Source organism: Streptomyces sp. PL-25, from assembly GCF_058344915.1.
Window position 1 is genome coordinate 2,889,030 of the sequence record NZ_CP136997.1, and the last position, 15,012, is coordinate 2,904,041.

Consider the following 15,012-nt stretch of genomic DNA (forward strand, 5'->3'; position numbering starts at 1 on the left):
CGGGGGCGGCGGGCCGGCGGGTCTGTGACCCGGAGGTTCCGGCGCGCCGCCGCGCCGGTGGCGGGCGGAGGACGGCCGCACCACCGTCCCGCCCGCACCAGCGGTGTCTCAGCCGTCCAGCTCCCCGATCGTCGCGTTCGACGGGGCGCGGGTGGCGCGCAGGTCGCGGGCGACGTCCTCGGCGGCGCCCAGGACGCGTACCGCGTTCTGCCAGGTCAGCTTGGCCAGGTCGGTCCGCGACCAGCCGCGCTCCAGCAGCTCGGCGATGAGGCGGGGGTAGCCGGAGACGTCGTCCAGGCCGTCCGGGGTGAAGGCAGTGCCGTCGTAGTCGCCGCCGATGCCGAGGTGGTCGATGCCGGCCACCTCGCGCATGTGGTCGAGGTGGTCGGCGACGGTGGCCGCCGTGGCGACCGGGCGCGGGTGGGACGCCTCGAAGGCCCGGTGGACCTTCATGCCCTCCTCGGTGGTGTCGAGGTGGTGCAGCCCGTGCGCGCGCATGTTCTCGTCCGCGGCGGCCGTCCAGTCGACGGCGGCCTGGAGGACGAACTTCGGCACGAAGGTGACCATGGCCATGCCGCCGTTGGCGGGCAGGCGTCCGAGCACGTCGTCCGGGATGTTGCGCGGGTGGTCGCAGACGGCCCGCGCCGAGGAGTGGGAGAAGATCACCGGGGCCGCGGAGGTGTCCAGCGCGTCCCGCATGGTCGTCGCGGCCACATGGGACAGGTCGACCAGCATGCCCAGGCGGTTCATCTCCCGGACCACCTCGCGGCCGAAGGCCGACAGGCCGCCCACGCCCGGCTCGTCCGTCGCCGAGTCCGCCCACGCCACGTTGTCGTTGTGGGTGAGGGTCATGTAGCGCACCCCGAGGGCGTACAGACCGCGCAGCGTGCCCAGCGAGTTCGCGATGGAGTGGCCGCCCTCGGCACCCATCAGGGAGGCGATCCGGCCGTCCGCGCGGGCCGCCTCCATGTCGGCGGCGGTGCGGGCCGGTGCCAGGTGCGCCGGGTAGCGCTCCAGCAACTGCCGTACGCCGTCGATCTGTTCGAGGGTCGCCGGGACCGGGTCGGGCAGGTCCGAGCGGACGTACACCGACCAGTACTGCGCGCCGACCCCGCCCGCGCGCAGCCGCGGGATGTCGGTGTGCAGATGGGCGGCCTGGTCCACGGCGATGTCCCGGGCGCCGAGGTCGTAGCGGACCTGCTCGCGCAGGGCCCAGGGCAGGTCGTTGTGGCCGTCGACGACCGGGAACTCCCGCAGCAGCTCGCGGGCCTGCTCCAGCGCGCTCACCGCGGTCACTTCCCCGTGCCGAAGCCGAAACCGGCCGCGCCCTCGACCTTGGCGCGCAGCCGCTTGCCCTTCTCGGTGGCCTGGTCGTTCAGGTCCTGCTGGAACTCCCGCATCCGGGCCTGGAGGTCCTCGTCGTGCGTGGCGAGGATGCGCGCGGCGAGCAGGCCCGCGTTGCGCGCGCCGCCGACCGACACCGTCGCGACCGGCACCCCGGCCGGCATCTGCACGATGGACAGCAGCGAGTCCATGCCGTCCAGGTACTTCAGCGGCACCGGGACACCGATCACCGGCAGCGGCGTGACCGAGGCGAGCATGCCGGGCAGATGGGCGGCGCCGCCCGCGCCCGCGATGACCGCCTTCAGCCCGCGCTCGGCCGCCTGCTCGCCGTAGGTGATCATCTCGCGGGGCATGCGGTGCGCGGAGACGACGTCGACCTCGTAGGAGATCTCGAACTCGTCGAGCGCCTTCGCGGCTGCCTCCATGACGGGCCAGTCGGAGTCCGATCCCATGACGATGCCCACCAGAGGAAAGGGGCGCGCGTCAGCGCTCGTCGAGGGGCGGTGGTCGGGCGACGGGTGGGCTGGGCTCATTCGGTGATCGTGCCTCTCAGGTAGCCGGCTGCGTGACGGGCGCGCTCCAGCACGTCGTCCAGATCGTCGCCGTAGGTGTTGACGTGTCCGACCTTGCGGCCGGGCTTCACGTCCTTGCCGTACATGTGGATCTTCAGCTGGGGGTCGCGGGCCATGCAGTGCAGATACGCGGAGTACATGTCCGGGTAGTCGCCGCCGAGGACGTTCGCCATGACCGTCCACCTCGCGCGCGGGCGCGGGTCGCCCAGCGGCAGGTCCAGCACGGCGCGCACGTGGTTGGCGAACTGCGAGGTGATCGCGCCGTCCATCGACCAGTGGCCCGAGTTGTGCGGGCGCATCGCCAGCTCGTTGACCAGGACGCGGCCGTCGCGGGTCTGGAACAGCTCGACGGCGAGGTGGCCGACGACGTCCAGTTCCTTGGCGATGCGCAGGGCCATCTCCTCGGCCTGGAGCGCGAGGGACTCCGCCAGGTCCGGGGCCGGGGCGATCACCGTGTCGCACACGCCGTTCACCTGCCGGGACTCGACCACCGGGTAGGCCACGGCCTGGCCGTGCGGGGAGCGCACCACGTTGGCCGCCAGCTCCCGGACGAAGTCGACCTTCTCCTCGGCGAGCACGGGCACGCCCGCGCGGAACGGCTCGGCGGCCTCCTCGGCGGAGTCCACCACCCACACGCCCTTGCCGTCGTACCCGCCGCGCACGGTCTTCAGGACGACCGGGAAGCCGTCCCCCTCGGCCGCGAAGGCCGCCACGTCGGCCGGGTCGCTCACGACGCGGTGCCGCGGGCAGGGCACGCCGAGCGCGTCGAGCCGGGCGCGCATCACTCCCTTGTCCTGGGCGTGCACCAGCGCCTCGGGACCGGGGCGGACGGGGATGCCGTCCGCCTCCAGGGCCCGCAGATGCTCGGTGGGCACATGTTCGTGATCGAAGGTGATCACGTCGCAGCCCCGCGCGAAGGCACGCAGCGTCTCCAGATCGCGGTAGTCGCCGATGACGACATCGCTCACGACCTGTGCCGCGGAGTCCTGGGGGGTGTCACTGAGAAGCTTGAACCTGATGCCGAGCGGGATGCCCGCCTCGTGTGTCATACGAGCGAGCTGTCCACCGCCGACCATGCCGACTACCGGGAACGTCACGCCCCCAGGGTATCCGCCGCGCCACGGCGGCCGGATTCCGCGCCCGGTGTCCGGATCCCGTGGTCCCGGCCCGGCCGGCGCGAACCGGCCGCCGCTCCCGCCCGGCGCGCGGGCGCCGCCCCGCCGCGCTGGATAGCATGGGCGGGTTGACGACACCGAACCGGGCGGAGGCCTGCACGACCATGGACCGTGGTTCCTCGGGGCACCGACCGGCGCCCGCGGCTCCCCCGGCGGCCCGGGGCGCGCTGCTGCGGCGCATCGGGCGGGCCTGGCGTGAGGTCGCCAAGTTCGGCGCGGTGGGCGGAGCGGGGCTGCTGGTCAACCTGCTCGTGTTCAACCTCGTCCGGCACACCACCGACCTCCAGGTGGTGCGGGCGAGCGTGATCGCCACCATCGTGTCGATCGTCTTCAACTACATCGGCTTCCGGTACTTCACCTACCGGGACCGGGACAAGAGCGGCCGCACCAAGGAACTCACCCTGTTCCTGCTGTTCAGCGCGATCGGCCTGGTCATCGAGAACGGCGTGCTCTATCTGGCGACGTACGGCTTCGGCTGGGACAGCCCGATCCAGAGCAATGTCTTCAAGTTCCTCGGCATCGGCATCGCCACCCTGTTCCGCTTCTGGTCCTACCGCAGCTGGGTCTTCCGCGCCCTGCCCGCCCATGACACCGCGGCCGGCGCCGGGCCGCTGCCGGGCGGGGCCGCGGGCCGGGACGCGGCGGCGCAGGCCCGCAGCGACGCCTACCGCTGATCACGGGCGCCTGCCGCCGAGTCGTACGCCCGATCCCGTACGACTGATCCTTTACGCACGATCCCGTACGCCCCGCCCGGCCGGACGCCGCCCCGGTCGCCGCTCAGCGCACCGTCGACCCGTCCTCCGCGGACCGCTGCAACGGGGGTGTGCGGGACAGGAACAGGCCGAAGACCGGGGGCAATGCCTGGAGGAGCTCCAGGCGGCCGCCGTCCGCCTCGGCCAGGTCGCGGGCGACGGCGAGGCCGATCCCCGTGGAGTTGCGGCCGCTGATGGTGCGCTCGAAGATCCGGGCGCCCAGGTCGGCGGGGACCCCGGGGCCCTCGTCGGTGACCTCCACGACCGCCTGGTTGCCGGTGACACGGGTGCGCAGCGCCACCGTGCCGCCGCCGTGCATGAGCGAGTTCTCGATCAGCGCCGCCAGCACCTGCGCGACCGCGCCCGGCGTGCCCACGGCCCGCAGATGCCGCTTGCCCGAGCTGACGATCGCCCGGCCCGCGCTGCGGTAGGCGGGACGCCACTCGGCGATCTGCTGCTGGATGACCTCGTCCAGGTCGAAGGTGACGGCGGAGCCGGTGCGCGGGTCGCGGGAGTTGGTCAGCAGGCGCTCCACCACGTCCGTCAGCCGCTCGACCTGGGTCAGCGCGACGTTCGCCTCCTCCTTGACCGTGTCCGGGTCGTCGGTGAGCGTGATCTCCTCCAGCCGCATGGACAGCGCGGTCAGCGGGGTGCGCAGCTGGTGGGAGGCGTCGGCGGCCAGCCGCCGTTCCGCGGTCAGCATCCGGGCGATGCGCTCGGCGGAACCGTCCAGCACATCGGCCACCCGGTCCAGCTCGGGCACGCCGTAGCGCTTGTGACGGGGCCGGGGGTCGCCGGAGCCCAGCCGCTCGGCGGTCTCGGCCAGGTCGGTCAGCGGGGAGGCGAGCCGGTTGGCCTGGCGGATCGCCAGCAGTACGGCGGCGACCACCGCGAGCAGCGCCACCAGGCCGATGATCAGCAGGGTGCGGCCGACCTCGCGGGTGACCGAGGAGCGGGGCTCCTCCATCCGCACGCTCTCGCCCTGCTCGCCCCGGGCGGTGGAGTGGATGACGTCACCGGAGGGCTTGGTGCCCACCTCGATGGGCGGATGCCCGGGGATGCCGATCACCGCGTACTGGCCCGCGGCCACCTGGTCGGCGAGGATCTCCGCGTTGACGGTCTCCGCGCCCAGCAGTCTGCTGTCGACGATGCTGGCCAGCCGCAGCGCCTCGGAGTCGACCCGCTCCTGTGCGCTGTTGCTGATCGTGCGGGTCTCCACGATCACCAGGGAGACGCCGAAGACGGCGATCACCACGAGCACCACGGCGAGCGTGGACTGGATCAGTCGGCGGCGCATGTCCTCTTACCTGACGGTGCCGGTTGCCTGACGGTGCCGGTTGCCTGACGGTGCCGGTTGCCTGACGGTGCCGGATGGCCTGACGGTGCCGGACCCGGCCGGGTCCGTACCGCGGGCCGGACTCAGCTCTTCTCGAACCGGAAACCCACCCCGCGCACGGTCGCGATGTACCGGGGGTTGGCCGCGTCGTCGCCGAGCTTCTTGCGCAGCCAGGAGATGTGCATGTCGAGCGTCTTGGTCGACGACCACCAGGTGGTGTCCCAGACCTCGCGCATCAGCTGGTCGCGGGTGACGACCCGGCCCGCGTCCCGCACCAGCACCCGCAGCAGGTCGAACTCCTTGGCGGTGAGCTGGAGTTCCTCGTCGCCCATCCAGGCGCGGTGCGACTCGACGTCGATGCGCACGCCGTGCGTGGCCGGCGGCTGCTGGGGCTCGGCGGCGCCGCGCCGCAGCAGGGCCCGGACCCGGGCCAGCAGTTCGGCCAGCCGGAAGGGCTTGGTGACGTAGTCGTCGGCGCCCGCGTCCAGACCGACGACGGTGTCCACCTCGTCGGCGCGCGCGGTCAGGATCAGGATGGGCACGGTGTGGCCCTCGGCACGCAGCCGGCGGGCGACCTCCAGGCCGTCCATACCGGGCAGACCGAGGTCCAGCACGACCAGGTCGACACCGCCCTGCATTCCGGCGTCGAGCGCGGTGGGTCCGTCCTCACGCACCTCGACCTCGTAACCTTCCCGGCGCAGTGCGCGGGCCAGCGGCTCCGAGATGGACGCGTCGTCCTCGGCGAGCAGTACACGGGTCATGGGGTGATGGTAGTCCGCCCGCGCCGCCCGCCGGGGTGACCTGCGGTGTGATCGGCGTCCGGCGCTCTTACTTTGCGGCGCTATGGTCGCGGCCTTTCCGGCGTCATGGTCACAAACCCTTCACCGCGTCCGCGCCAAGCCGCTGACCTGGGGTGCGAATCTTGAATAAACCTTCGAAAAGGCGTGTGCGGTTCCCTCATTCCCTGTGATCCCTGTCTCAAGTCCTTCCATATCCGGCACTGTCCTGCCGTATGGTGAGTTGAACGCCTGTAGCACGCAGCGGACCTTTGGCGCTCTTTAGACGCTGAGGGTCCCTTTTGTGTGCGGGCCGGTTCTTTCCGGCCTCGAAAAGGAATGACCTAGGGCCGGGCCTCACCGGACGCATCGTCGCGTCGCGAGGCGTGGATCCCGGTGGCCGCCGTCCGTTGCTCCGTGACCCGGGGCGCAGTCCCCTGGGCGTGGGGTGGACGACGGCCCTGCCGGTGCCGGCCAGCCCCCCACCGGGCGCGTACCGGCTCGCCGCGGCGCGTCCCGACCAGCAAGGAACGACCATGGCGTCCAGCCTGACGAAGGACTCGGTCCATCCGGGCACCCCCGGTTCCGAGAAGACCTTCTTCGGCCACCCCCGCGGCCTGGCCACCCTCTTCATGACCGAGATGTGGGAGCGCTTCTCCTACTACGGCATGAGGGCCCTGCTCCCGCTGTACCTGGTGGCCCCGGGCGGCCTGCACCTGAGTGCGGCCAGCGCGACCGCGATCTACTCGGTCTACCTGTCCCTCGTGTACCTGCTCGCCATGCCGGGCGGCTGGTTCGCGGACCGGGTCCTCGGCCCCCGCCGGACGGTCGCCGTCGCCGGCACGGTCATCATGCTGGGCCATCTGACGCTGGCCCTGCCCTGGTCCGGCAGCTTCTTCGCCGGCCTCGGCCTCGTCGCCATCGGATCCGGCCTGCTGAAGGCCAACATCTCCACCATGGTCGGCCACCTCTACAAGGGTGCCGACGACCCGCGCCGCGACGGCGGCTTCACGATCTTCTACATCGGGATCAACCTCGGTGCCTTCGCCGCGCCGCTGATCATCGGCACCATCGGCGAGAACGTGAACTGGCACATCGGCTTCGCGCTCGCCGCGCTCGGCATGGCGCTGGGCCTGGCCCAGTTCCTGCTCGGCGCCCGCCATCTGAACCCGCGCTCCGACGTCGTACCGACGCCGCTGTCCGCGCAGGAGAAGTCGTCGCTGCTGCGCAAGTCGGCCCTGTGGGCGGCCGTCGCGGTCGTCTTCTACGCGATCGTCGGCCTCTCCGGCGCCTACACCCTGAACTGGCTGCTGGTGCCGATCACCGTCGCCGGTCTGCTGATCCCGGTCGCGGTCATCGCCCGGATCAAGCGGGACAAGGACCTGGACCGCACCGAGCAGTCGAAGATGACCGCGTACATCTGGTTCTTCGTCGCCGCCGCGGTCTTCTGGATGATCTACGACCAGGGCGGCTCGACCCTGTCGCTGTTCGCCGAGAAGTCCGCCGAGAACAGCGTCTTCGGCTGGAACTTCCCGGTCTCCTGGTACCAGTCGGTCAACCCGGTCCTGATCATGGCGTGCGCGCCGGTCTTCGCCTGGCTGTGGCTCGCGCTGGCCCGGCGCGGCAAGGAGCCGAGCACCGCGGTCAAGTTCACGATGGGCCTGGTGCTGGTCGGCGCCTCCTTCTTCCTCTTCCTCGCCCCGCTGGCCATCGCCGACGGCGGGCACAAGGCGGCGGCGCTGTGGCTGGTGGCGATCTACTTCGTCCAGACCGTCGGTGAGCTGACCCTCTCCCCGGTCGGCCTGTCGGTCACCACGAAGATGGCGCCCGCGAAGTACGCCTCGCAGATGATGGGCGTCTGGTTCCTGGCCGTCACCGCGGGCGACGCCACGACCGGTCTGCTCTCCATCGCCGGGGTCGACCTCAACAAGACCGGCATCGTCGCGCTGGAGGCCACGCTCGCGGTGCTCGCCGGTGTCGCGGTGTGGATGTACCGCAAGAAGGTCAAGGAACTCATGGGCGACGTGCGCTGACGCCCGCCCGCCGGACCCTCCAGGGCCGCCGCGTCCCCACCGGGGTGCGGCGGCCCTGCGGGTTTCCGGGGCGGGGGGTGCCTCTATGTCGTTCGTCAAGCTCGCTGTGGTCATGCGGCGGCTGTTTCCGGGACGCGTGGTTCGTAGAAAGTGCCGTCACGGAGCATCGCGAACAGGACGCTGATGCGGTGGCGGGCGAGGCGGAGGAGGGCCTGGGTATGGGTCTTCCCGCGGGTCCGGCATTTGTCGTAGTAGGTGCGGGAGGTGGGGTCGTGCAGGGCTGCGAACGCGGAGAGGAACATCGCACGTTTGAGCTGCCGGTTTCCGCCTCGTGGCGCGTGTTCGCCGTGGATCGAGGTCCCCGGGGACTTCGTTGCCGGAGCCAGGCCGGCGTAGGAGGCCAGGTGGGCGGCGGTGGGGAAACTGGTGCCGTCGCCGACGGTCACCAGCAGAACTGCGGCGGTCCTGACCGCGACTCCCGGCATCGAGGTCAGGACCTTGGAAAGAGGGTGATCCTCCAGCAGGGCTCTGATCTGGGCTTCCAACGCCCGGCGCTGTTCGTGGACGGCGGCGAGCGAGCGGGCCAGAGAAGGGATCACAGTGTCGAGGGTGCCGGTGCCGGGGACGACGACGGTCTGTTCGTCGAGCGCGTCGAAGATGTCGTCGATCAGCCGGACGGCCATGCGTGGAGCCTTGGGTCTGACCACCTCGACGAGTCTGCGGCGGCCGGCTTTCCGCAGCGCGGCCGGGGAGCCGTAGCGTTCCAGCAGCCAGGTCACGGCGGGGTGGTCCAGGCGTGGTCCGACGACGCGCTCCAGCGAGGGGTGGAACTGGGTGAGCAGGCCGCGTATCCGGTTGGAGGTGCGGGTGGCCTCGGCCGCGAGGTCCTGGTCGAAGCCCGCCAGCACGGTCAGCTCGGCGGTGATCTCGTCGGTCAGCTCCAGCGAGCGCAGCGTATGCGGCATGGTGCGGGCCGCGTCAGCGATCACCGCGGCGTCCTTCGCGTCGGTCTTCGCCTCACCCGGATACAGGTCGGCGATCCGCCGCATCGCCAGGCCGGGCAGGCAGGCGACCTTGCAGCCCGCATCCCTGGCCACGGTCAGCGGGAGGGCGCCGATGGAGGCGGGCTGGTCCACGATCACCAGGACGGTGCCGAACTTCGTGGTCAGCTTGTCCAGGACGGCCCGCAGCTTCGGCTCGCTGTTGGGCAGCTGCTTGTCGAAGACCTTCTTCCCGGCCAGGGTGAGCCCGTGGCCGTGATGAGCGGTTTTGCCGACGTCCAGGCCGAGGAACACGCCCACGTCGCCGGTGTCGAACATCGTGCCTTTCCAGAGAGTTGATCGTGCCGGCCTCGGCAGTGGTGTCGTACGCGCGCATCCACGTTATGCAGACCTGCCGCCCACGAGCTGTCCGGCGTTGCGCCGGACCGGGCGGTGGCCGGACCTCTCATCAGCGTCTCCGACGGCACCTCCCAGGCCCGGTGACACCACCCCCCAGGTCATGCCTTCGACAGGGGGCAACAGCCATGCCGGGCCCGGAGGCCAGCGGCCCTCTTGCAGGACCGCGAAGAAGATAACGGGGCGTGTGCGCGGGCGGCGGGAGCACGGAGACGGTTTTGCGCCCGCCCCGCGCGTGCCCCGTCCGCACGGCGTACGCCGCTCTCTAGCATCAGCACCATGCCCGTCACCTCACCTCTTCGCGCCTGGCTGGCGCAGCGTCCGCCCGCGGCCGGTGCCGCCGTGATGGCCAGCGGCATCGTCTCGATCGGGCTGGGCCTGACGGGCTTCGAGGCACTGTCCCTCGCGGTCCTCGCGGTGGCCTGCGTCGCCTGGGTGGCGCTGGCCGCGGACTTCGCCCTGCGGCTGCTGCGCGAACGGGAGCGCTGGACGGCCGAGGCCGGCACACCGGGCGCACTCACCGGGGTCGCCGCGACCACCGTGCTGGGTACGCGCTTCTCCAACCTGGGCTGGCAGTGGCTCGCCGAGGCGCTGCTCGCGCTGGCCGCCGTGCTGTGGCCGTGGCTGCTGCCGCGCGTCGTGCGCAACTCGCCGCGCCCCATGCCGGGGGCGGTCTTCCTGTGCTGCGTGGCCACCGAGGGACTCGCCGTGCTCGGCGCCTCGGTGGCGAAGGCCGAGTCCGCGGCCTGGCTCGCGCACACGGCGCTCGTCTTCTTCTGGCTGGGCCTGGTGCTCTATCTCTTCGCCCTGTCCCGCTTCGGCCTGCGCCAGGTGTTCACGGGGCGTGGCGACCACTGGGTCGCGGGCGGCGCGCTGGCGATCTCCACGGTGGCCGGGGCGAAGCTGATCGCCGCCGGCGGCGCGGGGCACTACCTGTGGAACAAGGACGACGACGGCGTCCTGCACACCGTGACCCTCGCACTGCTCGTGCTCGACCTCGCCTGGTACGCGGTCCTGGTCGTGGCGGAGGTGGCCCGGCCCCGGCCCGGGTACGACGTACGCCGCTGGTCGACCGTCTTCCCCATGGGCATGACGGCGACGGCGGCGCTGTCCGTCGCCGGCACGCTGGACAAGCCGTTCGAGGGGCTCGGCGAGGTGCTGCTCTGGGTGTCGGTGGCGGCGTGGCTGGCCGTCGCGGCGGGCGCGGTCGCCGAGGCGCGCACCGAACTGGCGGACGCCGCGCGCTGAGGCCGCGGGGCGGCGGTCAGGTCCAGAGCACCGCGATGAAGATGTTCACCGTGGTCAGCAGGCCGACCAGTCCGAACATGCTCTTGTCCACCTTCTCCTCGTCGCGCTTGACGTAGACCAGGCCGAGGATCACGACCAGCAGCGCCAGCTTCACGCCGATCTTGACGGTGTTGACGTGGTGGTCGTCGGCCTGGTTGAGGCCGACCAGGACGATGCCGGTGACCAGCATGGTCAGCGCGCCGTGCAGCATGCCGGGCACGAACCGCGCCGTGCCCCGGCCCATCGCCTTCATCTGGGTGAGGAAGCCGCCGAGCAGCGCGGCGATCCCGATGATGTGCAGGCCGACGAAGAGATGGATGAGTACGTCCATGGGCCGGAGCCTAACGACAGGGCGCGAGCCCACCGGAACCGGGCCGTCCGCTCCGTCCGCCACCGCACACCTCGCCGCCTCCCGTCGCGCACGCCGCCGCGCACCCCACCACGCCCCCGTCGCGCACGCCACCGCGCACCCCGCCGGGCCGCCATAGCACCCGGCCGCCTCCGTCCGCCCCCGAACGGACACTTCGGTCATCGCTCCGCGTGAAGGCGCCGTGACCGAGTGCCACCTGTGGTCACTTCCGGTCACCGGACGATCGGGCGGCGGCAGTTCCGTACAACCTGTCACTCGTGGGACGCGGCGCGACCTAGCGTCCTTCCTCGGGTGTCCGGCAGCCCGCCACCGTCCGGGACAGGGACGGCGGTACGGCGGCCGGGCCCCACCGCAGAAGTCCGGCGGCGGCCCGCTCCCCTGTACGGGCCGCCGCCGGACCCGCAGGGCCCGCCCCCGTGGCGGCCGGACGAAAGGACGTGACGGTCCACGTGGCCTCGCACCGCAAGCCCCGACCACGCCTGCTCAGCGGCAGCACCGCACGAACCGCCGCCACCCTCGCCCTCGCGGGCGCGGCGGCGGCCACGGGCTTCGACGGCTCCGCACAGGCCGCGCCGCAGCTGACGCCGGAGCAGGTCAGGGCCACGGTGGACCGGCTGTACCAGGAGGCGGAGACCGCCACCCAGAAGTACGACGGCGAGCGGGAGCAGGCGGAAGCGTCCGGGAAGCGGCTGCGGGCCCTGGGCGACGAGGCGGCCCGCGGACAGGCCGGGCTCAACGCGGCCCGGGAGACGCTGGGCGCCATCGCCGCCGCGCAGTACCGGGACGGCGGGATCGACCCCGCCGTGCAGTTCCTGCTCTCCGACGACCCCCGCCACTACCTGGAGGGCGCCGCGCTGGCGGAGCGGGCGGGCGCCCGGCAGAGCGCGGCCGTGGCGCAGGTGCGCAGGCAGCTGCGCGGGATCGAGCAGGCGCGCGGCGCGGCCCGCACCGAGCTGGCCGCGCTCCGGTCGCGGCAGGCGGAACTGCGGCGGCAGAAGGACACGATCGACGGCAAGCTGGCCGAGGCCAGGCGGCTGCTGGACCGGCTCACCCCGCCGCAGCGCGCGGCGTCCGTCGAGGACGGCGCCGGGGCCGGGGCGCGGGCCTCCCGGTCGGGGTCCGCCGCAGGCGCGCGGGACGCGCTCACCGCCCAGGGGCCCATCGCGGCACCCACCTCCCGGGCGGCGGCGGCCGTCGCGTACGCGTACCAGAAGCTCGGCAGCCCCTATGTGTGGGGCGCCACCGGGCCGCACGCCTTCGACTGCTCCGGCCTGGTCCAGGCGGCCTACCGCGCCGCCGGGATCTCCCTCCCCCGCACCACCTACGCCCAGATCGGCGCCGGCCGCCGGGTCCCCCGCGCCGGACTGCGCCCCGGCGACCTGGTGTTCTTCTACTCCGGGATCAGCCACGTCGGCATCTATGTGGGCAAGGGGCAGATGATCCACGCCCCGAACCCCTCGGCCCCGGTCCGCCTGGCCCCGGTCGACCAGATGCCGTTCGCCGGGGCGACCCGGGTGGCGTGAGCCTCACACCAGGCGGCGCGCGGTGGCCCAGCGGGTCAGCTCGTGGCGGTTGGACAGCTGGAGCTTGCGCAGCACGGCCGAGACATGGGACTCCACCGTCTTCACCGAGATGAAGAGCTGCTTGGCGATCTCCTTGTAGGCGTACCCGCGGGCGATGAGCCGCAGCACCTCGCGCTCGCGCTGGGTGAGCCGGTCGAGGTCCTCGTCGACCGGCGGGGCGTCGGTGGAGGCGAAGGCGTCGAGGACGAACCCGGCGAGCCGCGGGGAGAACACGGCGTCGCCCTCCTGCACCCGGAAGATCGAGTCGACGAGGTCGGTGCCCGTGATCGTCTTGGTCACATAGCCGCGCGCCCCGCCCCGGATCACCCCGATCACGTCCTCCGCGGCGTCCGAGACGGACAGCGCGAGGAAGCGGACGGGCCGCTCGGTGTCGGCCGTCAGCGCGGCGCAGCGCCGCAGCACCTCCACGCCACCGCCGCCGGGCAGATGGACGTCCAGCAGGACCACCTCGGGACGGGACTCGGTGATGACCGCGACCGCCTGGTCGACGTCGGGGGCCTCACCGACCACCTCGACCCCGGTCTCGTCGGTCCGCCCGATCTCGGCCCGCACCCCCGTACGGAACATACGGTGGTCGTCGACGAGGACCACGCGCACGTGCCGCCCCGCCCCGCCGCCCGTGGTACCGGCCGCCTCCGTCGCCTCGGCCGCCGTGCCGTTCGCCTCGGTCGGGTCGCTCATCACGTGTTCTCCGCCCTCTCCATCTCCAGCTCGACCTCCGTGCCGCCGTCCGGCACCGCGCGCAGCCGGGCCGTTCCCCCGTTGCGCTCCATGCGGCCGATGATCGATTCTCTGACACCCATGCGGTCGGCGGGTATCGCGTCGAGGTCAAAGCCGGGCCCCCGGTCGCGGACGGACACGAAGACCTTGCGCCCCTCGACCTCGGCGTACACCTGCACGGCGCCGCCCTCGCCACCGTACTTGGCGGCGTTCACCATGGCTTCCCTCGCGGCCTGCATCTGGGCTCCGATCCGCTCGTCGAGCGGGCAGTCGCCGACCACGACCACCTCCAGGGGGACGCCGTGCTTGTCCTCGACCTCGGCGGCGTTGCGCTTCACCGCCTCGGCGAGCGTGGCCGGTTCGTCCTCCTCGTCCTTGCCGTTGCCCTCCGGCTTGTAGAGCCAGGCGCGCAGGTCGCGCTCCTGGGCGCGGGCGAGGCGGCGCACCTCTCCCGCGTTCTCCGCGTTGCGCTGGATCAGGGTCAGGGTGTGCAGCACCGAGTCGTGGACGTGGGCGGCGACCTCGGCGCGCTCCTGGGCGCGGATGCGCATCAGCCGCTCCTCGGAGAGGTCCTGGGTCATCCGCACCAGATACGGCCCGGCCAGCAGCGTTATCCCGACGAGCACGGCGAGGCCCGCCTGGAGGACCGAGCCGAGGTGGGCGGCCGAGCCCTGGAGGACGAAGATGGCGGAGACGCCCGCGGTGACCAGCAGCACGCCCGCGCCCGCGCGCAGCAGGGTGAGCGTACGGCGGCGGCGGCCGACCTCCATCCAGCGGGCCCGCCGGGCGTTGTCCGCCTGGCGCCAGACGAGGGCGACGCCCGCGGCGACCAGGACGGCGGGCAGGAGATATGCCTTGGCGCCGCCGCCGAGGTTGACGCTGCCGACGAAGACCGACGCCACGACGACCATGAGCAGCAGGGCGACGATCTGGCCCTTGTCCGGTCTGCGGGTGACGATCCTGCGGCGGCCGTCCGGCGAGGTCTCCGTGGTCACGAAGGCGGGCGGCCGCTGCCCGCCGACCCCGCCGACGCCGAGCGGCACGAAGAACCAGAAGGCCGCGTACAGCAGCGCGCCGAGGCCGTCGGCCATGAACAGCCCGGCGAAGACGAGCCGCACCCACACCACGGGCAGCCCGAGGTGCCCGGCGAGGCCCCGCGCCACTCCGCCCAGCCAGCGTCCGTCGCTGCTGCGGTAGAGCTTGCGCGGGGGCCGCGGGTCGTCGACGGGCAGTGCTGCGGCTTCCGGCATGCCAACGATGGTCACATGCGCGCCGGGCGGGGGCATCAGGGTCGGCCCCCGAGACTCCCCTGATCTTCGCGGCGGCGCCCCCGGGGCCCGTCGAACGCATCCCCCGGCGGGGCTCAGGGGCGAATCAGGGTTCTGCCAGGGTCGTCCCGACTGCCGCTGCGGCGGCTCGCCCGTCACCATGGACGCATGACGAATCACCAGCACGCCGGAACGGGCCAGGAACCCGGCTCGGCCCCGCGCCCGGCTCCGGGTGCCGGGCCCGGGGCCGCCGCGCCCGGCCCGGCTGCGGGTGCGGGTGCGGGCGGACAGCCGGGCCCGGACGAGCGGCCCGGCCTGACCGGAGAGGCGAGCGTGAAGGGGACAGGGAGAACAGGGGGAGAGGGGACAGAGGGGACAGAGAGGACGGCAGGTCAGCCG

Annotated in this window: 13 protein-coding genes; 4 read left to right on the forward strand and 9 right to left on the reverse strand. The window is 72.5% G+C overall.

Translation table 11 applies throughout. From position 1 onward, the window contains the following. Window positions 1-108 precede the first annotated feature (108 nt). The 3 genes from R4Z62_RS12750 to R4Z62_RS12760 are packed head-to-tail and all read right to left on the reverse strand — an operon-like array spanning window position 109 to window position 3,013. The gene (locus tag R4Z62_RS12750; RefSeq protein ID WP_064533459.1) at window positions 109-1,296 is read right to left on the reverse strand and encodes a dipeptidase; all 1,188 of its coding nucleotides are present in this window, start codon (window positions 1,294-1,296) and stop codon (window positions 109-111) included. Then, the gene (purE, locus tag R4Z62_RS12755; protein ID WP_381737698.1) at window positions 1,293-1,877 is read right to left on the reverse strand and encodes a 5-(carboxyamino)imidazole ribonucleotide mutase; all 585 of its coding nucleotides are present in this window, start codon (window positions 1,875-1,877) and stop codon (window positions 1,293-1,295) included. The genes R4Z62_RS12750 and purE overlap by 4 nt, the downstream gene beginning before the upstream one ends. Next, window positions 1,874-3,013 (reverse strand): 5-(carboxyamino)imidazole ribonucleotide synthase, encoded by a 1,140-nt coding sequence (locus R4Z62_RS12760; RefSeq protein WP_064533460.1) that lies wholly within the window; start codon window positions 3,011-3,013, stop codon window positions 1,874-1,876. The genes purE and R4Z62_RS12760 overlap by 4 nt, the downstream gene beginning before the upstream one ends. A gap of 182 nt (window positions 3,014-3,195) precedes the next feature. Here R4Z62_RS12760 and R4Z62_RS12765 point away from each other — a divergent pair, with 182 nt between their 5' ends. Further along, on the forward strand, window positions 3,196-3,765 hold the full coding sequence (locus R4Z62_RS12765) for a GtrA family protein (RefSeq protein WP_382846760.1): 570 nt from the start codon (window positions 3,196-3,198) through the stop codon (window positions 3,763-3,765). A 103-nt stretch (window positions 3,766-3,868) separates the two neighbouring features. Here the strand turns inward: R4Z62_RS12765 and R4Z62_RS12770 are convergent, their stop codons facing one another. Together R4Z62_RS12770 and R4Z62_RS12775 are read right to left on the reverse strand one after the other, a co-directional pair. Further along, on the reverse strand, window positions 3,869-5,140 hold the full coding sequence (locus R4Z62_RS12770) for an ATP-binding protein (RefSeq protein WP_491519864.1): 1,272 nt from the start codon (window positions 5,138-5,140) through the stop codon (window positions 3,869-3,871). A gap of 122 nt (window positions 5,141-5,262) precedes the next feature. Further along, window positions 5,263-5,940 (reverse strand): response regulator transcription factor, encoded by a 678-nt coding sequence (locus R4Z62_RS12775; RefSeq protein ID WP_018566970.1) that lies wholly within the window; start codon window positions 5,938-5,940, stop codon window positions 5,263-5,265. Window positions 5,941-6,491: 551 nt separating this feature from the next. On the opposite strand from R4Z62_RS12775, the gene R4Z62_RS12780 reads away from it, so the two are divergent. Continuing rightward, window positions 6,492-7,988, forward strand: a complete 1,497-nt coding sequence (locus R4Z62_RS12780) for an oligopeptide:H+ symporter (RefSeq protein ID WP_355477346.1) — start codon at window positions 6,492-6,494, stop codon at window positions 7,986-7,988. A gap of 110 nt (window positions 7,989-8,098) precedes the next feature. Here the strand turns inward: R4Z62_RS12780 and R4Z62_RS12785 are convergent, their stop codons facing one another. Then, window positions 8,099-9,307: an IS110 family RNA-guided transposase gene (locus R4Z62_RS12785; RefSeq protein WP_491519865.1), complete on the reverse strand. Its 1,209-nt coding sequence runs from the start codon at window positions 9,305-9,307 to the stop codon at window positions 8,099-8,101. 357 nt (window positions 9,308-9,664) lie between these two features. On the opposite strand from R4Z62_RS12785, the gene R4Z62_RS12790 reads away from it, so the two are divergent. Then, window positions 9,665-10,633: a tellurite resistance/C4-dicarboxylate transporter family protein gene (locus tag R4Z62_RS12790; protein WP_491519866.1), complete on the forward strand. Its 969-nt coding sequence runs from the start codon at window positions 9,665-9,667 to the stop codon at window positions 10,631-10,633. Between the two features lie 16 nt (window positions 10,634-10,649). On the opposite strand, the gene R4Z62_RS12795 is transcribed toward R4Z62_RS12790, so the two are convergent. Beyond that, window positions 10,650-11,003 (reverse strand): hypothetical protein, encoded by a 354-nt coding sequence (locus tag R4Z62_RS12795; RefSeq protein ID WP_064534742.1) that lies wholly within the window; start codon window positions 11,001-11,003, stop codon window positions 10,650-10,652. A 488-nt stretch (window positions 11,004-11,491) separates the two neighbouring features. On the opposite strand from R4Z62_RS12795, the gene R4Z62_RS12800 reads away from it, so the two are divergent. Beyond that, window positions 11,492-12,565 (forward strand): C40 family peptidase, encoded by a 1,074-nt coding sequence (locus tag R4Z62_RS12800; protein ID WP_491521865.1) that lies wholly within the window; start codon window positions 11,492-11,494, stop codon window positions 12,563-12,565. 3 nt (window positions 12,566-12,568) lie between these two features. On the opposite strand, the gene R4Z62_RS12805 is transcribed toward R4Z62_RS12800, so the two are convergent. Continuing rightward, the gene (locus R4Z62_RS12805; protein ID WP_064534740.1) at window positions 12,569-13,306 is read right to left on the reverse strand and encodes a LuxR C-terminal-related transcriptional regulator; all 738 of its coding nucleotides are present in this window, start codon (window positions 13,304-13,306) and stop codon (window positions 12,569-12,571) included. Further along, on the reverse strand, window positions 13,306-14,595 hold the full coding sequence (locus tag R4Z62_RS12810; RefSeq protein WP_064534739.1) for an ATP-binding protein: 1,290 nt from the start codon (window positions 14,593-14,595) through the stop codon (window positions 13,306-13,308). Before R4Z62_RS12810 ends, R4Z62_RS12805 begins: the two co-directional genes overlap by 1 nt. Window positions 14,596-15,012 lie beyond the last annotated feature (417 nt).